We start from the raw sequence: 26,543 nt of genomic DNA, 5'->3' as shown, positions 1-26,543 counted from the left end.
CTGTGCGATCGGTACGTGCTGCCGAAACGGCCCCCACCCTTCACCCCTGGCTCGTCCATGCGAGAGAACTGCGTGTCCGGGCCGGCCGGCACCTGGCCGTCGATGGCCTCGACCTGGCTCTGAAGGCAGGCGTGCACGGTTTGCTGGGCCCGAACGGTGCCGGCAAGACCACGCTGATGCGCGCGCTGTCCACCGTCGTCAAGCCTGACGGCGGGTCGTTGACGCTGCTCGGCGCGCAGGTCGACGGCCGCACCGACCTGCGCGAGGTGCGTCGCGAACTGGGCTATCTGCCGCAGCGGTCCGGCTTTTACCCACGGTTCACCGTCCGCGAGTTCGTCGAGTACATGGCCTGGCTCAAGGAGATGCCCAGAACCTCGATACCCGACGCCGTGCAACGTGCGGTCGATCGGGTGGGTCTCACCAGTAAGGCAGACACCAGGATGAAGGCGCTGTCCGGCGGCATGCTGCGCCGGGCCGGCATCGCTCAGGCCATCGTGAACGATCCCGAACTGCTGCTGCTCGACGAGCCCACCGCCGGACTCGATCCCGAGCAGCGTTTCGACTTGCGCGATCTGCTGCGTGACCTCGGCGCCGACAGCTGTGTGCTGGTCTCCACCCACCTCGTCGAGGACGTCGTCGCCGCCTGCACCGAGGTTCTCCTCATGAACGAAGGCCGACTCATCTTCCAGAGCACCCCCGCCGACCTGATCGCCCACGGCGGGCGGGGCGACGCGGGCGACAGCCCAGCGGAGCGCGGTTACTCCGCACTCCTGCGGCGGCACCGGAGCAACGCATGACCCGCGTCCTCGCCATCCAGCTCCGGCGGTCGGCCGCTCTCGGCACCGCGCTCCTGATCGTCGTCGGCGGCGCGATCGTACTCCAGGCCACCGCGGGGCGATGGTCCACAGGGTGGATGGCGCTGGTCATGACGCAGCGCGAATACCTCGCGGTCCTCTCGCCTATCGCGATGGCCGCCGGTGCCTGGCACTCCTATCGCGAGCACCGGGCACACGTCGCCGAGCTGTTCGCCAGTGTGCCGCGACCGCGACCGCGGCGGATCGTGCCGATCCTGGTCACGACCGGGCTGGCGGTCCTCGTCGCGTACCTGGTGACTCTCCTCGCGGCGGCACCACGTATCGCGGGCACGGCGCGTTATCTGCCGCCGGCCGCGTTTGCCGTCGTGGGCGTCGGACTGGTCGCGATGATCGCCTCGGTGTGGCTCGGGCTGGCCGTCGGACGTCTGTTGCCCGCGCTCGCCACCGCACCCGCGCTGGCCGTGACCGGCTTCGTGCTGCTGATCCTCGCACCCCACGCCCTTTCGGACGACGGGCTCATGGCCGCCTTCTCCCCGAGTATGGGGATGAGCAGGTTCAGCGACTACGACACGGTCAGCGGCGGAGTCAGCGTCGCCCAGGCGCTCTGGATGGTCGCGGTCGCGGTGGCCGGCGTCGTGCTCTTCGCCGCCCGGAGCCGTAAGCGCGCGTTCGCCGCGCTCTTGCCACTGGCCATCGGTGCGACAGCCACGGCCCTGGTCGTGCCGACCGGCGCCGCCTACGCCCGGGGGACGCTCGACCCGGTCGCCCAGGAACTGGTGTGCACCGCGGACGCCCCACGGGTCTGCGTCAGTCGGGCGCACGAAGGACTGCTGCCCCAGGTGACCCCCAAGGCCCGACACGCGTTGCGACTCCTGGCGACAACCTCGGTCGTCACGGCGCACGAGGACACCACCACGCTCTTTCCCCCCACCTCACCGCGGTCGAGCGCTGACACCGCGCTGATGACGATCACGATCGACAAGCACGGTCACCTCGCCCAGCCAGGCAGGCTCGAAGCGACCATGCTCACCGCGGTGTTCACCGGCCCTGTCAGCTGCGTCGACACCCAGAACTTCCACGTCGCCACCGCTGCGGCCTACTGGCTGCTCAACCGAGAGCCGACCGCCGGTCCCGACGGCCTCGAATCCGACGACCCGCAGGCCGTCAAGCTCTGGAAGGGGCTCAAGGCGCTGCCGAGGGCCGAGGCCGACGCCCGGGTGACCGCTGTCCGACAGGCCGCCCTAAAGTGCCAGGACACCGCCGGCATCCTGACCCGCAGCGCCCGATGAGGGGGCTGACGCTCTACGTCCGTTCGCGACGGGTCGCGACGGCGCTCGGCGCGGCCGTCGCGGCCACGGCCCTCGCGTGGATACCGGCGACGGTCTTCAGCGACGCGGGCGAGGTGAGCAGCACCGTGCTCGCTCTGACGGTGCTCCTCCTCGTGGCCGTCCTCACCCCCACGCTCGGCGGACCGGACGACACCCTGGACCGCACCGCGGCGAGGCCGTGGGGGTGGCTGCGGATGTCCCACCTGGGCACGGCTTTGGGGTGCATGCTCATACTCCTGGCGGCCACGCTGCTCACCGGCACGCGGTTCGGCCCGTTCGGATGTGTCGTCCGCGACACCGCCGGCCTGCTGGGCCTGACCGCCCTGGGCGCGGTCACGATCGGCACCGCGCGGGCGTGGTTCCTGCCCCTCGGGTGGACGCTCGGCGCGGCGACGTTTGTGGGCACGGGCCCTGCGGGTGAGGCGCTGACCTGGCAGACGCAGCTGCCCGACAGTCGACCCGCGGCCATGGTCGCAGCAGCACTCGCTGCCGGGGGAACCGCCGCCTACGTGAGCCGGGGCCCCCGCCTGCGGACATCGCCGGAGAACGTCTGAGTGGGCGGATGGTGATGTCTGCCGAGGGCGGAACAGGTCGCGGAGCGGGGCCCCGGCGTCGAAGGGAACGACCTCGCTACGGCTGCGTCCACTCCGCTGTCGACGACCGCTGCGGCCTCGCGCACCTGTGGCGCAACAGCCTGGCGCGGCCGGGATCGCCCAGCGGCGAACCCGGCCCTGCCGGCCACGGACCCACGGCACGGTCGAACGCCTCAACCGCACCCTGGCCGAAGAATGGGCCCACCTGCCCCCACCTCCAACGAGGAGGACACGGCCACCCGGGCGGAGCTGCCCCCGTACCCACAGCCACCCCCGCTGCCACGCCACAGCCCTACGAGGAGATGAGGGACGGGTGCAGAGCGGGAAGGGTGTGGGCGAGACTGCGGATGAGGTGGTGGAACGAGTACCGGCCGAAAGTGTGCTGCTGGAGCAGGTGCACGTCCAGCAGGAGCTCCATCGTTTCTTCGGCCCGGTGCGGCTCGGTGCCCAGGAAGGCCGCCGCGGCCGTGATGTCGAGGTCGTCTCCGGGGTGATGACTGAGTGTTCGGAAACCACTCTGGTGCTCGGGCGGGATCGCTTCGTACGAGGTACGCAGGACGCTTGCCACACTGACGTCGCCGCACTGCAGTTCGGCCAGCGTGCGGGTGCCGTCCCGGAGCCGGTCGGCCAGGTGGCTCAGCGGCCAGTGCGGTCGTTTGCGCAGACGGGCGCCGGCTATGCGCAGCGCGAGTGGCAGGTTCCCGCAGAGCCCGACGAGTTCGAGTGCCGCCCGGGGTTCCGCGGTGACCCGTTCGGTGCCGAGGATGCGGCCGAGGAGCCCGATGGCTTCCTCGTCTCCGAGCAGGTCGAGGGTCAGCCCGGTGGTTCCGTCGAGTTCGGCGAGCCGGGTCCTGCTCGTGATGATCACCAGACTCCCCGCACAGCTGAGGAGCAGGGGCCGTATCTGTGCGGCATCAGCAACGTTGTCGAGTATCAGGATGAAGGGGCGGTCGGCTGTCGCGTCGCGCCACAGAGGGATACGGGCATGGGGCTCGTGCGCGACGGAGTTCTCCTGCGGTATGCCCAGCACTTCGAGCAATGTCCCGAGGGCCTCTTGGGTGGAAAGGGATTCCGCCCCCGGTGTGAAACCCCGCAGGTCGAGGTAGAGCTGCCCGCCCGGGTACTCGTCGGCGAGGAGATGGGCCACCCGGACCGCGAGAGCGGTTTTGCCGCTTCCACCCATGCCGTCGATCACGAGGACGTGCGGTCCCGCGCGTCCCGTGTCCGCCGAAACGGCGGCGATGAGCTGTTCGATTTCCTTCTGGCGCCCCGTGAAGTCCGCCAAGTCGTGCGGCAGCGTGCGCGGAAGAGCCCTTTCGGCCGACGCCACCGGCACCCGGGCCTCCAGCGCGAGGGAGCCACGCAGGATCGCCGTGTGCAGTTCCGAGAGGCGGGGGCTGGGTTCTATGCCGAGTTCCTCCGACAGCAGGGTGCGCAGCCGGGCGTACTCCTCCACCGCCTCGCCACGGCGTCCCGAGCGGTGAAGAGCGAGCATCAGCTGCCCGCGCAGGTTCTCGCGGAGCGGATTCGTGGAGATGACCTCACGCAACTCGCTGACGAGCTCGCCGGCCTCACCTCGGGCGAGACGGAGGTCGAAGCTGCGCTCGGTCGCGGCGATACGGCGCTCCTCCCAGCCCGCGGCGGCGGCCTCGATCACGGGTCCGCCGGTCCCGGCGAGGATGGGCCCCCGCCACAGGTCGAGCCCGGCCCGCAAGTGCGTGACGGCTTCATCGACACGGCCTTCCTCGTGTGCCCTCCTCGCGGTACGCACCCGGGTGTCGAAGAGTTTCAGGTCCACTTGACCGTCCGCCACCATCGCACGGTAGCCAGGTGGCTCAGTGGCGATCATGTGGCGTCCACCGGGAACGCGTTGGCGCAGATCGGCGACGGCCTTGCGTATCTGCTGGAGAGCTGTGGCCGGCGGCCGCTGATCCCATACCGCCCATATCAGTCGAGAGGCCGGGACCACTTGTCCCGCCTCCAGCAACAGCATCACCAGAACGCGCTCGTTGACGAATCCGCCGAGCCTGAGGCGGCGGTCGCCGTCCCAGCCCTCCAACGGACCCAGGATCCGGAAACGCACGTCCTTGAGCTGGGGGTTCGACTGCAATGCTCGTGCTCCAACCCGTGTCGGTCCCCGTGACCGTGTACATGCCCCCGGAGCATCCTCGCCATGCCGGGGACGCGTTGGCAGTTGAGCCTTGCGAAATGCCGAACGAGGGTGTCACGCAGAGTTGTTGACGGCAGTGGCGTGCCGTGCCAATTCTGCTTCCGTCCTGCTTGTCCGGCGTGTCCGCGATCCGTGTCCCTGTTCTCTGGACGCCCGTACGGCCGGCGCACGCTGAAAGCCTGGCCCGTCCTCTTCTCGTTGTTCTCGCGGCGCCGGGGCCATGGGGCAGCGCTGCGACTTTTCGAAGTGGCGACCGGCGCCGCCGATCACGCGGCGGCTCTGCTTCGGCGACCGCGAGGCGGGCGCGGCCGGGAAGATGACGGTGAATCCCGAACCGTGCCGCGTTCTTTCCGCGTCCCCGGCCCTTCGAGGCCCGATACCGCCCTGCCGGCCGGTCGGAGTCGAAACGTTGCCCGTCCTCCGCGTGAACGACGAGCGGGGCGAGGCGTCCGCGGATTCCTTCGTGTTTCCTCCTCAGCTCCTGGGGCCGCCCCGGCGTCCGTCCGGCGCGCGGATACGCCTCACTCCCCGGTGTCAGGCGGAGGTCGCGCCCGTGCCGCGCTGAGGCACGGGTGAGTCGGCAGGGGGGCGGCAGTGGCTGTAACGCCCCTGGAAGAAGACCAGGGGCGGGTCGCCCCGCTGGACCCCCAGGTCGCGGACGGCGCCGGTGACGAACCAGTGGTCTCCAGCGTCCACTTCGCCGGCCAGTTCGCAGTCGAACCAGGCCAGAGCTTCGAGCAGCACGGGAGAACCGCCGGCGCCACGTCGGTACGGGACCTTCCAGCGTCCCGGATCCGCGGCGGCGAAGTTCCGGCACAGCTCTTCCTGGTCAGCCGCGAGCACGTTGACGCAGAAGCGACCGGCCGTGCGGATGCGGGGCCAGGTGGTGGAGGACTTGGCCGGGAGCAGGCCGATGAGCGCCGGGTCGAGCGAGACCGAGGTGAATGTCCCCATGACCATCGCGGGCGGGAGCTGGTGAGGGGCCGGGGGCGGGCCGGTGACCAGGACCACTCCGGTCGGGTGGTGGGCTGCCACCCTTCGCAGGAGCGCGCCGGCCACCGGCGGACCGTCGATGCGTGCGGGGCCCGGGTCCTGCGGGGAGGGCTTCATCGTCATTCCTCCGGTGCTGCCGGCCGGGGCGTGCCGCAGGTGCGGGACGGCACGCCTCTCCGGGACTCAGGCGGCGGCAACCGGGACGGGTTGCCCGACGTAGGCCACCCCGGGAAACTCCCGTGCGAGGTCACCGACGTCCGCGGCGACCTTGCGGGAGTCCTCGGAGCGGAGCAGGAGGCGCGCCAGCAGCTCGGCGACCGCAGCCATGTCGTCTTCCTTCATGCCCCAGCGGGTCAGTTCCTGGGTGCCCAGCCGCAGTCCCGGCCTGGCGTTGCTGGGCAGGACCACCGTCGTGGTGCGGATGTCGGCGCTGGTGAGCAGTCGTCCCCACGCGTGCGTACCGCTGCTTTCCGGCATGTGCAGCCACACCTGGTGCGTGTCGGTGTAGCCGAAGCTCTCGCCGGGCAGGTCGAATCCCCGCCTGGCCAGTTCCTCGCCCAGGCGCCGTGCGTTGGCGATGACCTGACGCGCGTAGTCGGCCCGGTGGGGCAGGAGTTCCTCCAGCGTGATCGCCAGGCTGGCGACCGTCGCGGAGTGGGAACTCGACGCGGTGAAGGGGATACGTGCAGCGACCTTTTCGGCGAGGCCGTCGCTGTTGGTGACGAGGAGGCCCTTCTGCGGTCCGGGCAGTGTCTTGTGCGTGCTGCCGGAGATGCTGTCGAAGCCGCCGTCGAGGAGAAGGGTGCCGGGTGCCGCGGCCAGCAGACCGAGCAGGTGTGAGGCGTCCAGGCAGATGGTCGCGGCGGGGGCGGCCGACCGCAGCGCCTGGGCGTCGGGGAAACGCAGGGTGGTGGAGGCGTCCAGGTAGATCACGTCGACCGGGTGTTCGGCGACGTGGGCGGCCAGTGCGGCGTGGTCGATCTGGAGCCGTTCGCGGTCGAAGGGGAGGAAGCCGACCTCGTAGCCGAAGCTCTCGCAGATGGTCACCGTGGCGTAGTGCCCGCCGTTCTCGGGGGCGAGGACCATGACCCGGCCGGCGCGGGGGGTCACCGCGGTGAGGACGGTGTGCATCGTGTGCAGTCCGGAGAGGAACTGCACGAAGGCGTGGCGGGCGCCGTAGAACTCCTTGGTGAGGTCGACGCAGTAGTCGTAGACGGCGTTGAGTCCCGTGACGTCGCCGTAGACGGCCACGGGCGTCTCGGAGTAGGGGTAGCGGTTGACCGCGTCGGTGGCGAGTGCCGCTGCGGCCCTCGGCGAGAGGCGGTTCTCGATCGGGAAGAGGTTGAGGCTGGGCTTGCGCTGGAGTGCGGCCAGGACGTCCATCAGTGCTCCTGTACGGGTGGTGTGGGCGGGGGCGTTCTTGTCAGAGCCACGGGTAACGCGCTACGTCTTTGCCCGCGTAGTCGGGGTCCATGTAGATGAAGGCGCGGTCGATGAGGAAGCCGCGTACCTCGAACACTCCGCACCAGCGTCCCGCGCCCCATTCGGGTACGCCCACGCGCCAGGGGCCGTCGCGGTGCTCACCGTGCGTGGTGCCCTCGACCGCGAGCACGTCGGTTGCGGTGGTGATCCAGTTGAACGACGAGAAATGGTGCTCGACCGACTTGACGGTCTCCCCGAGATTCCCGAACATGCGGCTGATCTCGCTCTTCCCGTGGGCGAGGCCCCATTTGGGGAAGAAGAAGAGCGCGTCCTGGGAGAAGAAGTCGATGAGGGGGATTCCGTCGTGACTGGTCCCGCCGTTGTCGAAGGCTTTGAGATAGGCGGTGATGACGGCTTTTCGCTGTTCGTCCGTCATAGGGGCTGTTGCCGCGGGCATGAACGACCTCCAAAGCCGATGGGATGTCCCGGATGGCGCGCGCCTCGGCGGACGGTGTCGTTCTCCCGGCCGTCCGGCGGCCTGGCGCCACGATGGCAGGGGCGGCTTGACGGCGGCTTGACGGCGTTCTGCCTGCGGACTTGCAGGAAGGCTCAGTTGCCGGTCATGGCGAGCATCGCGGGCGTGTAGCGCTCGCCGTAAACGGGGAGGGCGGCGGCACGGGCCACCGCGGCGAGATCGTCCTCGTGCAGGTGAACGGTGGCGGCGGACAGGTTCTCCGTCAGGTGGGCCGGGTCGCTGGTGCCCGGGATGGGGACGACGCCCGCGCCCTGGTGGTGGAGCCAGGCCAGGCCCAGTTGCGCCAGGGTCAGGCCGAGCCGGACGGCGAGGGGACGCAGGCGGCGCAGCAGTTCCTGGTTGCGGGCCAGGGCGGTGGGGGCGAAGCGCGGCTGGCCGCGGCGGAAGTCCTCGTCGGCCAGGTCGCTCTGCGTGGTGATCCCGCCGGCCAGGAATCCCCGGCCCAGCGGCGCGTACGCGACGACGCCGATCCCCAGTTCACGGCAGACCGGCACGATCTCGGCCTCGATGTCGCGCGTCCACAGGCTCCACTCGCTCTGCACCGCGGTGACCGGGTACTCCGCGTCGGCCCGGCGCAGTGTGGCGACGGAGGGCTCGCTGAGTCCGAAGTGGCGCACTTTGCCTTCCCGGATCAGTTCCGCCACCGCGCCCGCGGTCTCCTCGACGGGAACCGCCGGGTCGATCCAGTGCTGGTAGTAGAGGTCGATGCGGTCCGTGCGCAGGCGCCGGAGCGAGCGCTCGCAGGCGGAACGTACGTAGGAGGGTTCGCCGCACAGTCCCTGGAAGCCTTCGGCGGAGCGCACCATGCCGAACTTGCTGGCGATCACCACGTCGTCCCGTCGTCCGGCGACGGCCCGGCCGAGCAGTTCCTCGCCGGCGCCCAGGCCCTGTACGTCGGCGGTGTCCAGCAGGTTCACTCCGGCCTCCAGGGCGGCGCGGATCGTGGCGAGTGAGCGTCCCGGGTCGGGACGGCCGTAGAACTCCGTGGTGGGCAGGCAGCCCAGCCCTTGTGCACTGACTTCGAGTTCCCGCAGGGTGCGCCGGGGCAGGGCGTGGAACGGGGGCATGGCGAAACCTCCGGTGGTGGTGGGGTGCGGCAGGGTCCGGAGGTTTTCCCGGAATGCGAAGCCGCCGAATGGCCAGGACGCGGGGGCCGCGGGAAAGGACGGGCGGTGCGCCGCGTGCTCCGGACTGCAGCACGGTAACGGTCCGCCCTGATGTCCACAACGCCACGCAGTACGTGGGTCGTTCGGCGCCGTATCGGAATAGCGGAGAGAATCGCGGCCGGATGAATTGCCTGCAAGGGAAACATCCGTTTCCGTGCAAGGCGGGGTCGCCACAGTGGGTGATGCGTGCCGGGCCGGACCGGCCTTTGAAGGCAGCGACGCGTTCGGGGCACAGTCCGCGGCCCGCACGAACGCAGCCGCACGAACGCAGCCACATCCGTACGCATGAGGAGTCTCCATGTCGCGCGTGTCCGCCACTCCGAGCAACAACCCCACGACCGCATACGCCCTGCTTCGACGCCTGCGGGACCACGGAGTCGAAACGGTCTTCGGCGTGGTCGGCCGGGAAGCCGCGTCCATTCTCTTCGACGAGGTGGAGGGGATCGACTTCGTCCTGACCCGCCACGAGTTCACCGCGGGCGTCGCCGCGGACGTACTCGCCCGGATCAGCGGCCGGCCGCAGGCCTGCTGGGCCACGCTGGGACCCGGTATGACGAACCTGTCGACCGGCGTCGCCACCTCGGTGCTCGACCGCTCGCCGGTCATCGCCCTGGCCGCGCAGTCCGAGTCGTACGACATCTTCCACAACGACACCCACCAGTGCGTGGACGCCGTCGGTGTGATGCGCCCGCTGACCAAGTACGCCGCGGAACTGCAGCGCCCCGACGACATCACCGACCTGGTGGACTCGGCGGTCTCGGCGGCCATGACCGAGCCCGTCGGGCCGAGCTTCATCTCGCTCCCGGTGGACCTGCTCGGCGCCGAGACGGACACCGCGTCGTCCCGGCCGCCGGCGCGTACGCCTGAAAAACCCCTCGGCGTGGTGCAGGACGGCTGGCAGGCGGCAGCCGACGAGGCCGCCGAACTGCTCGCCGAGGCGGAGCACCCCGTGCTGGTGGTGGGCGCCGCCGCCATCCGCTCGGGCGCGGCACCCGCCGTCCGCGCGCTCGCGGAACGGCTCGGCATCCCCGTCATCACCACCTACATCGCCAAGGGTGTCCTGCCGGAGGGCCACCCGCTCAACTACGGTGCCGTCACGGGGTACATGGACGGCATCCTCTCCTTCCCCGCGCTGGAGACCCTGTTCGGTCCCGTCGACGTGATCATCACCCTCGGCTACGACTACGCGGAGGACCTGCGGCCGTCGATGTGGCAGCGGGGCGGCGAGAAGAAGACCGTGCGGGTGTCCCCCACAGTCAACCCCGTGCCGCGGGTGTTCCAGCCGGATGTGGACGTGGTCACCGACGTGCTCGCCTTCGTGGAACACGTGGACGAGCGCACCGCCCGGCTCACACCGAAGACCGCACATGACATCGCCCCGCTGCGGGAGCGGATCGCCGAGTTCCTCGCGGACCCCGAGACCTACGCGGACGGCATGCGGGTGCACCAGGTGATCGACTGCATGAACACCGTGATGGCCGAGACGGCGGAGACGGGAGAGGGCACGATCGTGTCCGACATCGGCTTCTTCCGCCACTACGGGGTTCTCTTCGCCCGCGCCGACCAGCCCTTCGGGTTCCTGACATCGGCAGGCTGCTCCAGCTTCGGCTACGGCATCCCCGCCGCGATGGGTGCCCAGATGGCCCGGCCCGGGCAGCCGACGTTCCTCATCGCGGGCGACGGCGGCTTCCACTCCAACAGTGCCGACCTGGAGACCATCGCACGGCTCAACCTGCCGATCGTCACGGTGGTGGTCAACAACGACACCAACGGACTGATCGAGCTCTACCAGAACCTCGGCCACCGCCGTTCCTTCGACCCGGTCGTCAAGTTCACCGGCGTGGACTTCACCAAGCTGGCCGAGGCCAACGGCGTGGAGGCGGTGCGGGCCGCAAGCCGGGAGGACCTGGTCGCCGCGCTGCGCAAGGGTGCCGCGCTGGGACGGCCGTTCCTCATCGAGGTACCGGTGAACTACGACTTCAAGGCCGGCGGCTTCGGCGCTCTGGACATCTGAGATGACGCTGCCTGCCGCGACCGGCTTCCTCGCCGCCGTGCGGGAGGGGGAAGGACCGCTCCCGCTCGCGCCCCTGGCGACGGCCGGTCTCCGGGACGACACCAGGGAGGACCTGGACGGACGTACCGTGTTCAGCGGCCTGGTGCACACGGGGGACCCGGACGGCGCCAGGGCGCGCGGACGGAACGCCTCGCTCGTGCTGGCCGGGGAGCTCTACAACCAGGAGGCACTGCGCTCGCTGCTGCCGTCCGGCGCCGGCCCCACCAACGACGCGGAGCTCGTCCTCGCGCTCTTCGAGCACTACGACCTGCACGCGTTCCGCCTTCTCAACGGGCGCTTCGCGGTCCTCGTGCACGCCGCGGGCCGGGTCCTTCTCGCCACGGACCACGCGGGCTCGGTCCCTGTCTACCTGAGCGTCGCGCCGGGCCGCGTGGCGGCCGCGACCGAGGCGAAGGCGCTGCGGGGCGTGGCGGCGGGTCGTACGCTGCGCGCTGCCCGCCCGGTGCGCCGACTGCCCGGTGTGCACCAGGTCCCGGCCGGGACCGTGCTGGAGATCGCCCTCGGCGGCGGCACGTGCACGGCCCACCGGACGTGGGCGCCGCCGTTGCACCGCCGGATCCTGCCGGAGGCGGACGCGGTGGACGCCGTCCGTCGGAGCCTGCTGCGCGCGGTCCGCGCGCGCTCGGGCCCGACGGCGCCGCTCGTGGTCCTCTCAGGCGGGATCGACTCCTCCAGTGTCGCCGCGCTGGCGGCCCTGGAGGCGGACGGACCCATCGGGACCGTGTCGATGGGGACCGACGTCGCCGACGAGTTCCCGCAGTCCCGCGTCGTCGCCGACCACCTCGGCACGGTGCATCGCGAGGTCACCATCACCACGGCCGAGTTGCTGCGCCGCCTGCCGCACGCCGTCTGGGCGGCGGAGTCCCTCGATCCGGACATCATCGAGTACCTGCTGCCGCTCACCGCTCTCTATCTGCGGCTGGAGGGCCCGGGCCGGCGCATCCTGACCGGGTACGGGGCCGACATCCCGCTGGGCGGTATGCACCGCGAGGACCGGCTGCCCGCCCTGGACAGCGCGCTCGCCCACGACATGGCGACGTACGACGGGCTCAACGAGATGTCGCCGGTGCTCTCCGGCATCGGCGGCCACTGGTCCACCCATCCGTACTGGGACCGCGAGGTCCTCGACCTCCTGGTCGCCGTGGAGTCGGGGCTCAAGCGCCGCTACGGGCAGGACAAGTGGGTGCTGCGGGCCGCCATGGCCGACCTACTGCCCGCGCAGACCGTCACCCGTCCCAAGCTCGGCGTGCACGAGGGTTCCGGTACCACGTCGTCATTCAGCCGGCTGCTCGGCGACGCCGGAATCGAGCCGTCCCGCGTTCACCAGGCCAAGCGCCTCGTGGTGCGGGAACTGTTCGACGAGGTGGTGGTGGCGGGACGGCACCCGGACGAGGTGGACACCGCGCAGGCCGTCCAGTCGGTCACCGACCGGCTGCGGCACCGCGTGGGGGCCGGCTCGTGACGGATCGTGGCACCGCAGACCCGAAGGAGTCATGACGGCGTGGAACGCATCGACATCAATGTCTCCCCCCGCTACGCGCAGATCCCCACCTTCATGCGCCTGCCGCACGATCCGGACCCCAGCGGCCTGGACGTCGTCGTCGTCGGCGCACCGTACGACGGCGGCACCAGTTACCGTCCTGGGGCGCGCTTCGGCCCCCGGTCCATCCGCAACGAGTCCGGACTCATCCACGGGGTGGGCATCGACCGGGGGCCCGGCACGTTCGACCTGATCCGGTGCGTCGATGCCGGTGACATCGATCTGACCCCGTTCAACATGCACATCGCGATGGACCACGCCCAGCGCCGGCTGACCGAACTGCTCGCCGACAACGGGGCGTTCCTCATGCTGGGCGGCGACCACTCGCTCACACTCGCCGCGCTGCGGGCCGTCTCGGGCAAGCACGGGCCGCTGGCCGTGCTCCACCTCGACGCGCACAGCGACACGAACCCCGCCTTCTACGGCGGCGAGTACCACCACGGCACCCCCTTCCGGCATGCCATCGACGAGAAGCTCGTGGACCCGGGGCGCATGGTGCAGATCGGCATACGCGGACACAACCCGAAGCCCGACTCACTCGACTACGCCCGCGGGCACGGCGTGCGCATCGTCACCACCGACGAGTTCACCGCCCTCGGCACCGACGCCACCGCGCGGCTGGTTCGGGAGATCGCCGGCGACGCCCCGCTGTACGTCTCGGTGGACGTCGACGTCATGGACCCCGCCTTCGCGCCGGGGACCGGGACTCCCGCACCCGGTGGCCTGACCTCACGCGAGGTGCTGGCTCTGCTGCGTTCCGTGGGAGACCTGCGGCCGGTCGGCTTCGACGTCATGGAGGTCTCGCCGCTGTACGACCACGGCGGCATCACTTCGATCCTCGCCACCGAGATCGGCGCGGAGCTGCTCTACCAGTACGCCCGCGCCCACACCCACGAAAGGAATGCCCAGTGACAGTCGTGGACTGCACCCCATTCGCCGGGGACCTGCTCGCGCTCTTCGAGCGGCTGCCGCGCGTCCCCCGTGCCGACCTGTACGCCTTCCTCGACTCCGCCGAGGCGGCGTCCCTCGACCTGCCGGCCGCCCTGGCAGGCGAGCTGGACTCCTTCAACTCCCGCGGCAACCAGGACGGTTACCTGCTGCTGCGGGGTCTGCCCGTGGAAGCCACCGAAGTCCTGCCGACCACCCCGACCAGCACACCGGCGCCTGAGGACCGCCCGCTGATGGTCATGGAGGCCGTGCTCGGGGTCATCGGACGCCGCCTGGGTCTGCACACCGGCTACCAGGAGCTGCGTTCGGGCACCGTCTACCACGACGTGTACCCGTCGCCGAACGCCCACTACCTGTCCTCCGAGACGTCGGAGACTCTGCTGGAGTTCCACACGGAGATGGCCTACCACCACCTCCAGCCGAACTACGTGATGCTGGCCTGCTCGCGGGCGGACCACGACCGCACGGCGGCCACTTTGGTCGCATCGGTGCGCAAGGCGCTGCCGCTGCTCAGCAGCGAGACGCTCGCGCGGCTCTACGACCGGAAGATGCCGTGCTGCGTGGACGTCGCCTTCCGCGGCGGTGTGCCGGACCCCGGTGCGATCGCCCGGGTCAAGCCGCTGTACGGGGAGCGGGACGATCCCTTCCTCGGCTACGACCGGGAGCTGCTGGCCCCGACGGAGCCCGGGGATGTGAAAGCGGTCGACGCGCTGTCGAAGGCGCTGGACGAGGTCACCGAGGCGGTCCACCTGACCCCCGGCGATCTCCTCATCGTCGACAACTTCCGTACCACGCACGCCCGCACCCCCTTCACTCCCCGGTGGGACGGGCGGGACCGCTGGCTGCACCGGGTCTATATCCGCACCGAGCGCAACGGGCAGTTGTCCGGCGGCGAGCGCGCGGGCGACGTGGTGAGCTTCACCCCCCGCGGCTGAACCCGCGGCACCGCACCGGGAGCCGGGTGGCGAGGGAGCAACGGAGCTCCCGCGCCGCCCGGCTCCCCCGCGCCCGCGCGCGCCGAGTACGGTTCGGACCGCGTCGCGGGCGGCATGCTACGGATCGAGACCTGTAGCGTCGGCCCACAGCCGCCACACCCGATCAGGAGACGAATCAACATGACAGACGACGACGCCTTCGCACCGCGGGGCTTCGGCGTGCACACCGCGCCGGTCGGCCTTCTGGACGACGGACGCGACGACTTCACCGTCGTCCTGTCCGCCGTACCCGCCACGGTGAGTGCGGTCTTCACCCGCTCCCGCTTCGCCGGCCCGAGCGTTGTGGTGAGCCGTGCGGCCTGCGCGGACCGCAGCGCCCGGGGCGTGGTGGTCCTGGCGCGCAACGCCAACGTCGCAACCGGAGAGGAGGGGATGGCCAACGCGCTTGAGGTGCGCGCGCTGACGGCCCGGGCGGCCGGGGTGCCCGAGGACGAGCTCATGATCGCGTCCACCGGCGTCATCGGCCGGCAGTACCCGATGCCCGCGATCCGCGACCACATCAAGACGCTGGGGGCGCCCTTGCCAGAGGGAGGCTTCGAACGCGCCGCCCGGGCCATCATGACCACCGACACGCGGCCCAAGCTGGTCCGCCGCCGGGTGGGCGACGCGGTCCTGGTCGGCATGGCCAAGGGCGTCGGCATGATGGAGCCCGACATGGCGACTCTCCTCACCTTCTTCGCCACCGACGCCCGGCTGGACGCGGAGGAGCAGGACCGCCTCTTCCGTCGTGTCATGGACCGCACCTTCAACGCCGTCAGCATCGACACCGACACCTCGACGAGCGACACCTCGGCCCTGTTCGCCAACGGCCTCGCGGGCGAAGTCAACGCGGATGACTTCGAAGAGGCCCTGTACGAGGTCGCGTTGGCGCTGGTGAAGGACATCGCCAGCGACGGCGAGGGCGCGGACAAGCTGATCGAGGTACGGGTGGGCGGCGCCCGTGACGACGCCCAGGCCAAGCGCGTGGGCAAGGCCGTGGTGAACTCCCCGTTGGTCAAGACCGCGGTGCACGGCGGGGATCCCAACTGGGGCCGTGTGGCCATGGCGATCGGCAAGTGCTCCGCCGACACCGACATCGACCAGGACCGGGTGGCCATCCGCTTCGGTGAGGTGGGGGTCTACCCGCCCGGCCGCGCCGGCGCGCACGACGAGGAGAGCGTACGGGCCGCCGTCGCCGCGGAGATGAACGGCAGCGAGGTCGTCATCGGCATCGATCTCGGCATCGGGGACGGGGCCTTCACCGTGTACGGCTGTGACCTCACCGAGGGCTACGTGCGGCTGAACGCCGACTATTCGACGTGACCCGTCGGCGTCGGCACGGCAGCGGACGGCGCCGGAGGCGCCGTCCGCTGGTTCGTTGACCGTGTCGCTCTTCCCGGGCTCTCCGCCTCCCGGTCTCTCCTGTTCTCCTCGCGGCGCCGGTCGTCACCCGGCCGGTGCCGCGGCCACCGCCGTCCGGCGTGCCAGCAACCGGGTCAGCGCGCTGCCGACGAAGTCGCGGTCGGCGCCGTTCGCCCCCGCCCCCGCCAGGTGGCCCCACACGCCCGGGATCACCTCCAGTGCCGCGTGCGGCAGCAGGGTGGCGGCCCGCTCCTCGTCCGCGACGGCGAAGCACTGGTCGAGGGCGCCGGGCAGCAGCACCGCCTCGGCCGTGACCGAGGCCAGCGCCGCCGCGGTGTCGCCGTGGAAGCCGGGGGTCGCGCCCACGTCCGCCTGCTCCCAGGTGCGGACCATGGCCAGCAGGTCCTCGGCGGGTGGCCCGGCCACGAAGAACGGCTCCCAGAAGCCGGCGAGATAGTCGTCCCGGCCGGCGAATCCGAGTTCCCGGTAGCGTTCCTCCGCCCAGAAGGGATGCGAGGCCGCCCATCCCGCGAAGACACGGCCCGCCGCGCGCTGCCCCCGCTCCGCACCCCCGTCCGCGGCCAGTGCCGCCGCCAGGCCGGACAGGAAGACCCGGTTGTGCTCGCTGGTCACGGCGGCACCGCAGACCGGCGCGATCCGGCGCACCATCCGCGGGTGGGAGACCGCCCACTGGTAGGTGTGCGCCGCGCCCATCGACCATCCGGCGACCAGCGCCAGCTCCCGGACGCCCAGGTGTTCGGTAAGGAGCCGGTGCTGGGCCGCGATGTTGTCCTGCGGGGTGATCAGCGGGAAGTCCGCCCCCGTCGCATGGTTGCTGGGCGAGCTGGAGACACCGTTGCCGAACAGGCCCGCGGTGATGACGCAGTAGCGGCGCGTGTCCAACGGCCGGCCCGCGCCGATCAGCCAGTCGTAGCCGGTGTGGTCGCCGCCGAAGAAGGACGGGCACAGGACGGCGTTGGAGCCGTCCGCGTCGAGTGTCCCGTGCACGGCGTAGCCGATCCGCGCGTCGGTGAGGGTCCCGCCGCCGAGCAGCGGCAGTTCGTCGATTTCGAAGACGTCGTGGTCCACTGTGTGCTCCTGTTCACAGCCAGTTCGGCGCGATCTCGGTGGCCCACAGCTCAAGGCTGCGCAACTGCACATCCGACGGGATCAGACCGGAGTACTGGCACTGCAGCAGGTACTCCGGGTCGTGCTGCTCCACCAGCTTCTCGATCTTGCGGTTGATGTCGTCCGGGGTACCGACCCACTCCAGGCCCCGGTCGACCAGCGTCGCGTAGTCGGAGCCGATCGGCCCCTTCTCCCCGACGTTGCGCAGCGCCTCGGTGAAACCCATGGGGCCGAACCAGTTCTCGAAGATGAAACCGCCGCCGCGCGCCGCCCAGTGGTGGGCCTCGTCGGCGTCCCTCGACACCAGTACGTCCTTCATCACGCCGATGCGCTCGCCCCGCCGCAGTGTGCCGTGCCCCGCCGCCTCGGCCTCCTGACGGTAGAGGTCCATCAGGCGCCGGACGATCCGGTCGTCGGTGTTCATCATGATGGGCACCACGCCCTCACGGGCGCAGAAGCGGAAGGTGTCCTCACTGAAACTGAAGGGCTGGAACACCGGCGGGTGAGGACGCTGATAGGGCTTGGGAGCGATGCCCACCTCGTGGACGATCCCCCTCTCGTCGACGCCTCGGCCGTAGCGGCGCACGGCGTCGTAGTCGAACTCCAAGTCCTTGACGGGGATGGTCCACTGGTCACCGGAGTGCGAGAAGGTCTCCGTCGTCCACGCCTTCTTGAGGATCTCCCAGTGCTCCTCGAAGAGCGCGCGGTTGCGACGGTCGTTCTCCCCCGCGTCGGAGAGTGTTCCCCCGACTCCGTACACCTGGCCCATGATCTCGGCCCAGCGCTTCTGGAAGCCGCGCGCGATGCCGACGAAGGTGCGCCCGTGGGCCATGTGGTCGAGCATGGCCAGGTCTTCGGCGAGTCGCACCGGGTTGTGGAAGGGCAGGATGTTGGCCATCTGCCCGACGCGGATGTGCTTGGTCTGCATGGCCAGGTACAGGCCGAGCATGATGGGGTTGTTGGAGACCTCGAACCCCTCGACATGGAAGTGGTGCTCGGTGAACGACAGTCCCCAGTAGCCGAGTTCGTCGGCTGCCTGGGCCTGCTGGGTGAGCTGCCTGAGCATGTTCTGGTAGTTCTGCGGGTTGACGCCCGACATGCCGCGCAGGACCTGTGCGTGGCTGCCGACGGTCGGCAGGTAGAAGAGGATCGATTTCACCGGGGATCCTTTCGGGTCTGAGCACCGAGAAGGGGATGCGGGGGGAGACCCGATCGTCCCAGTGGGCCCTTGGCGTCCGCTTGACGTGGTGTCTGTCGCGAGGCTGAAAAGGCTCTTCGCGGGGACCGGCGCGGCGGCCGAACACACAGCGGGGCGTCCAGCGTTCATCAAGCGGGCGACGCGAGTGTGAGGAGCAGCCTCAGCCTTCCGAAGGAGCGCCCCGTGACCTCTGAAGCCCCCGCCGTGCTCGAAACAGGGCTCGTCGCAGCGGACCGTGCCACCCTCATCCATCCCACACTGCCCGCCCACCGCACCGACCGGACGGTCCTGGTGTCCGGCTCCGGCAGCCGCGTCCGCGACGCCGCCGGCCGCGAGTACCTGGACGCCTCGGCGGTGCTCGGTGTGTGCCAGGTGGGACACGGGCGCGCGGAACTCGCCCGGGCGGCGGCGGACCAGATGACCCGCCTGGAGTACTTCCACACCTGGGGAACCCTCACCAACGACCGCGCCATCGAACTTGCCACCCGGCTGACGAAGTTGAGTCCCGAGGGCTTGAGCCAGGTGTACTTCACCAGCGGCGGGGCCGAGGGCAACGAGATCGCCCTGCGCATGGCGCGGCTCTACCACCACCGCCGCGGCGAGACGCAGCGGACCTGGGTCCTCTCCCGCCGCATGGCCTACCACGGTGTCGGCTACGGCAGCGGCGGGGTGTCCGGATCCCCGGTCTACCACCAGGGTTTCGGGCCTTCCCTGCCGGACGTGCACTTTCTGACCCCTCCGCACCCGTACCGCAGGGATCTGTTCGACGGCGCCGACGTCAGCGACTTCTGCCTGGCGGAACTGCGCGAGAGCATCGAGCGCATCGGCCCGGAGAGGATCGCCGCCATGATCGGCGAGCCGGTCATGGGTGGCGGAGGCGCGATCGTCCCGCCGGAGGACTACTGGCCGCGGGTCGCGGAACTCCTGCGCTCCTACGGCATCCTGCTGATCTCCGACGAGGTCGTGACGGCCTACGGACGCACCGGCCACTGGTTCGCCGCCGACCACTACGGGGTGACCCCCGACATCATGGTCACCGCGAAGGGCATCACGTCCGGGTATCTTCCGCACGGCGCGGTCCTGACGACCGAGGAGGTCGCCGCGCAGGTGACCGGCGAACTCGGCTTCCCCGTCGGCTACACGTACACCGGGCACCCCACAGCGTGCGCGGTGGCGCTCGCCAACCTCGACATCATCGAACGTGAGGGACTGCTGGCGAACGCCTCGGTGATCGGTGACTATCTGGGCCGCAGGCTTGAGGAACTGACCGATGTGCCGGTCGTCGCAGAGGTACGCAGGCTGGGCCTGCAGATGGCCGTGGAACTGACGTCGGACAAGGAGACGCGCTCCTCGCTGCCGAAGGGTACCGGCGAGGTGTCGGACGCCCTGCGGGAAACGGCGGGCATCATCCTGCGCACCAACCCGTACGCCCTGGTGATCAATCCGCCGCTGGTGTTCACACGCAACGAGGCGGACGAACTCGTCGAGGGGCTGCGGTCGGTGCTCAGCCGGACGGACCCCGACGGTCACGTGCGCTGACAGCTCCCCGCCCAGCGCCACGTCCAGCGGTTTGCAAGTCTGCCTCAAGTCGACCGAGCAGACTTCGGGACGAGGCAGTACCGGCCCGGCCGGCCACCCCCCTCGTTCTGCATCGACCATCGGAGAACGCCATGCCACAGCGTCCGAAACTCCTTCTCGTCGGACAGTTGTCCACCCTTCCCTGGGTCTTCGACGCGGCCGACCGCGCGGGAATCGACCTGATCCTCGTCCTCCGGGGTGACGACACCCCGGAGGCGGCCGCGCGAGCCGCCGCGGTGGTCGAAGTGCTGCCGCTCGACATCGACGGCGACCAGGAGGCCGCTCTGGCTGTGCTTTCCGACCGCTACCGGCGTGAACCGTTCGGCGGAATCATGGCGGGCAACGAGAAGGTCGTGCCCTTCGTGGCGCGCGCCGCACGGGAGTTGGGCCTGCCGGGCCTGACCGATCAGGCGGCAGCGGTGGTACGCGACAAGCGCCGTATGCGCCGCCTTCTGCGGGAGGCGGGGCTCGGCACCCCCGGCTTCACGGTGCTCGACGATCCGGACGGCTGGACCGACGCGCTGGCCCTGCGCTTTCCCGTCGTGGTCAAGCCGGCGAACGGCTTCTCCAGCCTCGGTGTGATCCGCGTCGACGACAAGGACGACCTGAAGCAAGCCGTGGCCCGCACCTGGGAACTCGTCGAGACCCACCTGCGCAGCGCCGACGCGCCAGCCGAGGAAGCGGGCGTGCTGGTCGAGGAGTATCTGGACGGTCCGGAGATCTCCGCCGAGTCCCTGATCCACCACGGGAAGGTCCGTGTCTGCGCCATCAGCTGGAAGGGTGAGCTCACGGGCCCCTACTTCGAGGAGACGACCCTGCGGGCCCCCGCCCGGCTGCCGGCCGAGGTACTGGCGGCGGTCGAGGCGGAGGTCATCGCCGCGCACCACGCCTTCGGCCTGACAGAAGGCACCACCCACACCGAGCTGAGGCTGGTCGGCGGGATACGGCCGGTTCTCCTGGAGACGGGCGCGCGGATCGGTGGCGGGGGCTTCATGCACTACCTCGTCCACGTCAGCAGCGGCATCGACCTGGCCGCGGAGGCCCTGCGTGTCCATCTCGGCCTGGAACCACTGTGCTGGAGCGAGGAACCCGTACCCACAGGCGTCGCTGCCGCGTACCTCGTCCCGGTCGGCACCGGCGGCCGGATCAGCGGCGTGCGCGGCCTGGAGGCAGTGCGCGAGGACCCCCGGGTGGACCACGTAGTGGAGACGGTCGGTCCCGGCGCGCTGCTCCGCCCCTACCCGGACTGGTCCGGGTACCCGGCCATCGTGCTCTCCCGGCACACGTCGGACGCGGAGGCGGTGGCCTACCGCGATCACCTCGCGAGCACGCTGCACGTCGCGTACGAGGAGGAGAGGAGTTGAGCACGCGCCACGGCGCGGTGCACCGTGGCGCACAACGCCTCGCGGGTCCTCTGCGCACCGCCGTGAGCGGACTCCCCCGCCCGTTCTGGTGGCTCTGGGCAGGGATGCTCATCACCTCGGCCGGCGGGTTCGTCCTTCCGTTCCTGGCGATCTACCTGACCGGTGAACGGGGCTACTCGGCCTCGTTCACCGGCCTGACACTCGCCGTGTTCGGCGTCGGCAGCGGAATCGCGTCACTGCTGGGCGGGGTTCTGGCCGACCGCCTGGGCCGCCGCGCGGTTCTCCTGGCCAGCGAGGCCCTGGCCGTCACCGGCATGGTGGTACTCGGCACGGCGCGCTCCGAAGCGCTGGTGCTCGTCGGCACGCTGGTGGTGGGGGTGGGGCTGAACGCCACGCGGCCCGCCCGTGCGGCGGCCGTCGCCGACCTGGTCGACCCGACCGATCGGCCGCGCGCCTACTCGCTGCTCTACTGGGCCACCAACCTGGGCTTCTCCGTGGCTGCCGTGACCGCCGGCTCGGCTGCCGAACACGGCTTCGTCATCCTTTTCGTCGTCAACGCGCTGGCCAACCTGGCCGCCGGAGCCGTCGTCTACCGATGGGTGCCCGAGACCCGGCCCGCCCCGGCCGCGAAGAGCGGCGGCACGCAGGCCGGTACGAACGCCCGGCCGGCCCCCGCCGTCCATCGTGACCGGCCTTTCCTGGTCCTGCTCGGCTCGATCCTGCTGTTGGGGGTGCTGTTCCAACAACCGCTCGTCGCGTTGCCCCTGACCATGACGGCCGATCATCTCACCCCGGGCGACTACGGCCTGGCCATGATGATGAACGGCCTCGTCATCGCTGTCCTTCAGCTGCCGTTGACCCGACTGGCCGGGCGGCTGCGTCCCGAGTCCGCTCTCGCCGCCGCCACGGTCACCACCGGAGTCGGTCTGGCACTGACCGCTCTCGTCCACTCCCTGCCCGGATACGCGGCGACCGTGGTGATCTGGAGTCTGGGAGAGATCGTGGTGTGGCCCACCTGTATGGCGCTCGTCGCCGCCCTGGCGCCGCCCCACGCCCATGGCACCTACCAGGGCTGGTTCCTGTCCGTGTGGAGTGCCTCCGTGGCCCTGGCGCCGCTCATCAGCGGGCAGTTGATCCAGACGTTCAACACTGCGGTCGTCTGGACGATGTGCCTGATCCTGGCGCTGATGGCGGCCTCGGCCCACCTGCTGCTCGGACGGCTGAGACGCGCGGTGTCCGCCCCCGTGACGCTGTCCGAGGGCACGGACGCGGTAGCGCCGTGACCGGACGGAGAGAGCCCTGCTGAGGGTTCTACGTCCACCACGTGGCGAGCCGCGGGACGGCTGCGGGGCCGCCGTCCTCCCGCAGTCCGTCCTCCCGCAGTCCGGTCTTCTGCAGTCCGGTCTTCTGCAGTCCGCGTCGGTACCCGGAGGGGACGCCCGCCACGACCCGGGCCCAGCCGGGCCGTGGACGCCCGTCGCACGACAGCCCGCAAGAGCCCGGGATGCCCGCGCCACGACGGGCCTCGCGGACACACCGGTGGCACGGAACTGCCGCAACGGGGTTCCTGTACGGGGAACCCGAACCCGACTCCCCATGAGGTCCAGCTGTACGAGCACGGTTTCAAGCGGGTCCCGTACGCGAGCCCGCGCTTGATCTCCGCCGGGCGCCACTCGCGTACCGCTACGGACGGCCGGCACCGGCCCCTTCCCGGGCGCGCGCGACACCCGGATTCCCCTGCCCTCCGTCGTCGCGAACCTCCGTTCCGGATCGTCTACAACCGCCGTTCCGGGCAGGTTTCGCCGCCTGTCCCGCCCGGCGGCCCGCCGTCGGCGGGATGAACGGCGTGTAGTTGGAGCCGGTCCGAGGCCGCGGCGTGGGCCCAATCACCAGGAACAGAACATTGACGTGCCTATCAGCCCGCGAGGTGGCGAAAGGTGAGCTGATACCTCCTTGGCCGCTTCCGGGTTCCGCAGAGGTAGTGGGCCGGGACAGCACCGGAACCCTGCTGCTGCATATTCACCGGCGTCGGCGGCAAGCCTTTCCGCCGGCTCTGCACAGGGAGAGCGGCGGTGCGGGGGGCCATGGGCCGTCGGACCGACACTTCGAGCTGAGGGATCGATGCATGTGAGCCGGAGCGGCACTGCGCAAGACGACGTGGTTGCGTCCCACCTTCGATTCGAGATTCTCGGTCCCCTGAGTCTGAGCTCGGACGGGAAGTACATCGAGCTCGGCCCGCCCAGACAGCGCGCGCTCCTCGCCATCCTCCTCACCCACGTGGGCAGGGTGGTCCCCCTGCCCTCGATCATCGGGGCGATCTGGGGACACAACCCCCCGCGCCAGGTCACCGGCACACTCCAGGCCTACGTGTCCCGGCTCAGGAAAGTACTCGGGCATCATGACCGATCCATCCGGGTCGCCCACCATCTCCACGGATACCAGCTGGACGCCGATGCCCGCCTTGTCGATGCGGTGATATTCGAGGCGAAGGTGAAGGACAGTCGGAGACTGCTCAAATCCGGCGACACGGAAGGGGCGCGCACAGTCGCCTGGTCGGCCCTCGATCTGTGGAAAGGCCGGCCTCTGGGAGAACTCTGCGACTACGAATTCGCCGTGACGGAAGCGGACCGCCTCGAACAGATCCGTCTGCGCGCGCTGGATCTGTGGGCCCAGGCATCCCTCCGGCTCGGCGCCTACGAGGAGGTGGCCCTCCAGCTCAGCGAAGAACTGCGCCGCAACCCCGGACAAGAACGGCTGGGCAGCCAGTTGATGAGAGCCCAGTACCACTCCGGCCAGTCGGCCGAGGCACTGCTCACGTACGAACGGATGCGCATCGCGGTGGCGGAGGAACTCGGGGTCGATCTGAGCCGGGAACTGCAGACGCTGCACGGGGAGATCCTTCGCCAGGAACTCACGAGCACCCCGGAGGCCAGCGCGTCCTCCCTCGCCGGCCCCTGCGCGCACGACACCCGGACGCCGCACCCGCAGGTGCCGGTGTCGACGACCGCCTCAGCCGCGCCCGCGTCCCCACCCAACCGGCGACACATCGGCCGCCAGGAAGAACTCGCCCGACTCAAAGGCCTGTTGGCGGACTCCACTCACGAAGGCGGTCACCTGCTGTTCGTGATCGGGGAGCAGGGCATCGGCAAGACACAACTGCTCCGGGAAGTGGCCCGCATGGCCGGTCCCGAGGTGCGGGTCGTCTCCGCCGCATGCAGCGCCGTACCGTCGTCACCGGCCTACTGGGTCTGGGAGCAGGCAGTCCAGCAGTTACAGGGCGAGGACGGGCAGCGCGCGCCGATCGATCTCCCGACTCCGGGCGAGTGGACGTCCGCGCAGCACTTCGAGCGTCAGATGTGGGTGTGCCAGGCCGTGCTCTCCGCCGCGGAACGAGGCCCGTTGGTGTGCCTCCTGGAGGATCTGCACTACGCGGATCCGCGTGTGCTGGATCTGCTCCACCTGCTCACCCGCCAGATCAACAGGGCCCGTGTACTGGTCGTCGCCTCCCTGCGCGACCACGACCTGCTCAAGGACCAGAGCTTGCGGCGGGCCGTGGGACGCATCCTGCAGGAGAGCAATGCCAGTACCGTCCAATTACGGGGCCTCACCGAGGCGCAGAGCGGCGAGCTGATCGCCACGGTCAGCGGCTCGACACCGCCCCAGGACGAGGTGCGGCGACTGCACACCGCCACCGGCGGAAACCCGTTCCTGCTGCAGGGCCTGCGCGCGACGCGGACGTCGGCCGATCCCACGCACCGGCGACCGGTCCCCTTCGACGTGCGTGAGGTGCTGTACGAGCGGCTGAGTGACTGCAGCCCCGAGGCGTACGATGTCCTCACCCTCTGCGCCGTGATCGGCACGCGTGTCAGGCAGCACCTGTTGTGCGACGTACTCGCCTCACGCGGACTGCCTCAGACCCTCGTCGACGACATCCTTGTCACCGGGCTCCTGCGCCCTGACGCCGCCGACGGGAACCTCCTGTCCTTCCGCCACGGCCTCGTTCGCGACTTCCTGCTGGAGGACGCACAGCCCGTCGCCCGCGCCCGATGGCACCAGGACGTCTCGACAGCCCTGGCCGCGCGGTACCGGGCCGGGGACGACACCGCGGAGATCCGCCACCACTGCCGTGAGGCCGCCCGGGCCCTCGGTGCGGGCAAAGGAGTGCATCCTCTGCTGGACTTGGCCGATCAGGCCCAGGAGCGCTTCTTCCACACCGACGCCAAGCACCGCCTGGAAGACGTGGCCTCCGTCCTCGCGGAGCTGCCGGCGGACGAGGAGGCGCTCGCCGTCGAACTACTCCTGAGGAAGAGGCTGATGTGGCTGGGGGCCGTTCTGGAGGGCTACGGCTCGCGGCGGGTCAAGGGCGCCTTCGGACGAGCCCTGCACCTGGAGCATCTGCTCGACAACACACAGCCGACCGAACTGCTGCACACGCAGGCCATCGTCGCCATCGCCGAGGGCCGGTACGCCACGGCGGCCGAGAGTGCCGGCCTGCTGCACGAGCTGGCCGAATACGGTGGCGGAGACCAGGCCAAGTCAGCGGGCTGCTACGCGGAAGGCGTCACACTCCATGTCAGTGGCCGTCTGGAGGAGTCACTCACCGTGCTCAACCAGGGGGTCGAGATCATCGACCGGCTCCTGGTCGCTCCCGACGGGGAACTCCGCCTGAACTCCTTGCTGCACGACCAGCGCATCGACTACCGCGCCTACCTGGCGCTCACCCACTGGCTGAGCGGCCATCAGGCCGAAGCTCTGCGCCACCGCTCGGACCTCCTGCGACTGACCAAGTCCCACCACTACGACAGGCCGTGGGACCGCGCCTTCGCCCGCTACGTGGACGCCGTACTCGCCGTCGTGGAAGGCGACGTCGAAGGCGCCTGGAGGGCCGGCCGGGCAGGGCTGGATCTGGCTGCCCGGTGCCAGCTCACCTACTGGCACAGGATGCTCGCCGTCCCGCTCGGCTGGGCCGAGGTGCATCAGGGCCTGCGCGAGAAAGGACTGGCCCGCATGCGCGGCGCGTTGCGAGAGGCGGCGGAGCACCGGACACTGCTCCGCCGGGCCCTGCACCTGGGGCTGCTCGCGGACGCCGAGCTGTACACGGGTGCCGAGGACGAGGCACGGCGGACCATCGCTCTGGCCGCACGGGAGATCGAGGAGCGGGGCGAATACGTCTACTTGCGGCCTCAATGGCCTTTCGCGAGCCTGCTCAAGGAGCACACCGCGAGGCGCGAAGGCACCGACGGCGGCCCGTGGTCGCACAGGGCATCCCCCGTGCGGCACGCAGACGAAGAAGACCGGTGAACGGCACTCTGGTCGGCGCCCTGCCCGCCCGCGGCCGGGTCAGGTCGGGTGCCG

General features: G+C 70.4%; 19 protein-coding genes. 12 read left to right on the top strand and 7 right to left on the bottom strand.

Annotated features, from left to right (window positions below; all coding sequences use genetic code 11):
* Positions 1-2 precede the first annotated feature (2 nt).
* The 3 genes from OG310_RS35155 to OG310_RS35145 are packed head-to-tail and all read left to right on the top strand — an operon-like array spanning position 3 to position 2,697.
* Positions 3-797 (top strand): ATP-binding cassette domain-containing protein, encoded by a 795-nt coding sequence (locus OG310_RS35155; protein ID WP_329459901.1) that lies wholly within the window; start codon positions 3-5, stop codon positions 795-797.
* Complete coding sequence (locus tag OG310_RS35150; RefSeq protein WP_329459900.1) at positions 794-2,104, top strand: hypothetical protein; 1,311 nt, start codon at positions 794-796, stop codon at positions 2,102-2,104. The genes OG310_RS35155 and OG310_RS35150 overlap by 4 nt, the downstream gene beginning before the upstream one ends.
* Complete coding sequence (locus OG310_RS35145; RefSeq protein WP_329459899.1) at positions 2,101-2,697, top strand: hypothetical protein; 597 nt, start codon at positions 2,101-2,103, stop codon at positions 2,695-2,697. Before OG310_RS35150 ends, OG310_RS35145 begins: the two co-directional genes overlap by 4 nt.
* Positions 2,698-3,028: 331 nt before the next feature.
* Here the strand turns inward: OG310_RS35145 and OG310_RS35140 are convergent, their stop codons facing one another.
* From OG310_RS35140 to OG310_RS35120, 5 genes are all read right to left on the bottom strand, one after another.
* Positions 3,029-4,846: an AfsR/SARP family transcriptional regulator gene (locus OG310_RS35140; protein WP_329459898.1), complete on the bottom strand. Its 1,818-nt coding sequence runs from the start codon at positions 4,844-4,846 to the stop codon at positions 3,029-3,031.
* A 594-nt stretch (positions 4,847-5,440) separates the two neighbouring features.
* Positions 5,441-6,016 (bottom strand): flavin reductase family protein, encoded by a 576-nt coding sequence (locus OG310_RS35135; protein WP_329459897.1) that lies wholly within the window; start codon positions 6,014-6,016, stop codon positions 5,441-5,443.
* Positions 6,017-6,082: 66 nt separating this feature from the next.
* Positions 6,083-7,282 carry a serine hydroxymethyltransferase gene (locus OG310_RS35130; protein ID WP_329459896.1) on the bottom strand — a complete coding sequence of 400 codons (1,200 nt, stop codon included), beginning with the start codon at positions 7,280-7,282 and terminating at the stop codon, positions 6,083-6,085.
* A 40-nt stretch (positions 7,283-7,322) separates the two neighbouring features.
* Positions 7,323-7,757: a nuclear transport factor 2 family protein gene (locus OG310_RS35125; protein ID WP_329459895.1), complete on the bottom strand. Its 435-nt coding sequence runs from the start codon at positions 7,755-7,757 to the stop codon at positions 7,323-7,325.
* Positions 7,758-7,930: 173 nt separating this feature from the next.
* Positions 7,931-8,923 carry an aldo/keto reductase gene (locus tag OG310_RS35120; RefSeq protein WP_329459894.1) on the bottom strand — a complete coding sequence of 331 codons (993 nt, stop codon included), beginning with the start codon at positions 8,921-8,923 and terminating at the stop codon, positions 7,931-7,933.
* Positions 8,924-9,320: 397 nt separating this feature from the next.
* Here OG310_RS35120 and OG310_RS35115 point away from each other — a divergent pair, with 397 nt between their 5' ends.
* From OG310_RS35115 to argJ, 5 genes are all read left to right on the top strand, one after another.
* Positions 9,321-11,036 (top strand): thiamine pyrophosphate-binding protein, encoded by a 1,716-nt coding sequence (locus OG310_RS35115; RefSeq protein WP_329459893.1) that lies wholly within the window; start codon positions 9,321-9,323, stop codon positions 11,034-11,036.
* Position 11,037: 1 nt separating this feature from the next.
* Positions 11,038-12,558, top strand: a complete 1,521-nt coding sequence (locus OG310_RS35110) for an asparagine synthase-related protein (protein WP_329459892.1) — start codon at positions 11,038-11,040, stop codon at positions 12,556-12,558.
* A gap of 39 nt (positions 12,559-12,597) precedes the next feature.
* Entirely contained in the window at positions 12,598-13,548 is a 951-nt protein-coding gene (gene speB / locus OG310_RS35105) for an agmatinase (RefSeq protein ID WP_329459891.1), read from the top strand.
* Positions 13,545-14,519 carry a clavaminate synthase Cs1 gene (gene cs1 / locus OG310_RS35100; protein WP_329459890.1) on the top strand — a complete coding sequence of 325 codons (975 nt, stop codon included), beginning with the start codon at positions 13,545-13,547 and terminating at the stop codon, positions 14,517-14,519. Before speB ends, cs1 begins: the two co-directional genes overlap by 4 nt.
* Positions 14,520-14,699: 180 nt before the next feature.
* Complete coding sequence (gene argJ / locus OG310_RS35095; protein WP_329459889.1) at positions 14,700-15,881, top strand: bifunctional glutamate N-acetyltransferase/amino-acid acetyltransferase ArgJ; 1,182 nt, start codon at positions 14,700-14,702, stop codon at positions 15,879-15,881.
* 123 nt (positions 15,882-16,004) lie between these two features.
* On the opposite strand, the gene OG310_RS35090 is transcribed toward argJ, so the two are convergent.
* Both OG310_RS35090 and OG310_RS35085 read right to left on the bottom strand, forming a co-directional pair.
* Positions 16,005-17,009 carry an alpha/beta fold hydrolase gene (locus OG310_RS35090; protein WP_329459888.1) on the bottom strand — a complete coding sequence of 335 codons (1,005 nt, stop codon included), beginning with the start codon at positions 17,007-17,009 and terminating at the stop codon, positions 16,005-16,007.
* Positions 17,010-17,022: 13 nt separating this feature from the next.
* Positions 17,023-18,207 (bottom strand): LLM class flavin-dependent oxidoreductase, encoded by a 1,185-nt coding sequence (locus OG310_RS35085; protein WP_329459887.1) that lies wholly within the window; start codon positions 18,205-18,207, stop codon positions 17,023-17,025.
* A 222-nt stretch (positions 18,208-18,429) separates the two neighbouring features.
* Between OG310_RS35085 and OG310_RS35080 the strand changes: the two genes are divergently transcribed.
* The 4 genes from OG310_RS35080 (at position 18,430) to OG310_RS35065 (ending at position 26,489) form a co-directional block, all read left to right on the top strand.
* On the top strand, positions 18,430-19,785 hold the full coding sequence (locus OG310_RS35080) for an aminotransferase family protein (RefSeq protein ID WP_329459886.1): 1,356 nt from the start codon (positions 18,430-18,432) through the stop codon (positions 19,783-19,785).
* 131 nt (positions 19,786-19,916) lie between these two features.
* Positions 19,917-21,188, top strand: coding sequence for an ATP-grasp domain-containing protein (locus OG310_RS35075; protein WP_329459885.1), 1,272 nt, complete (start codon positions 19,917-19,919; stop codon positions 21,186-21,188).
* Positions 21,185-22,471 carry an MDR family MFS transporter gene (locus tag OG310_RS35070; protein WP_329459884.1) on the top strand — a complete coding sequence of 429 codons (1,287 nt, stop codon included), beginning with the start codon at positions 21,185-21,187 and terminating at the stop codon, positions 22,469-22,471. Before OG310_RS35075 ends, OG310_RS35070 begins: the two co-directional genes overlap by 4 nt.
* An 874-nt stretch (positions 22,472-23,345) precedes the next feature.
* Positions 23,346-26,489 (top strand): BTAD domain-containing putative transcriptional regulator, encoded by a 3,144-nt coding sequence (locus OG310_RS35065; RefSeq protein WP_329459883.1) that lies wholly within the window; start codon positions 23,346-23,348, stop codon positions 26,487-26,489.
* Positions 26,490-26,543: the final 54 nt, after the last annotated feature.

Origin of the sequence: Streptomyces sp. NBC_01497 (assembly GCF_036250695.1) — a bacterium.
Taxonomy (GTDB): Bacteria; Actinomycetota; Actinomycetes; order Streptomycetales; family Streptomycetaceae; genus Streptomyces.
The sequence above is the reverse complement of the archived record's forward strand: the minus strand, read 5'-3'. Positions and strand labels throughout refer to the sequence as shown.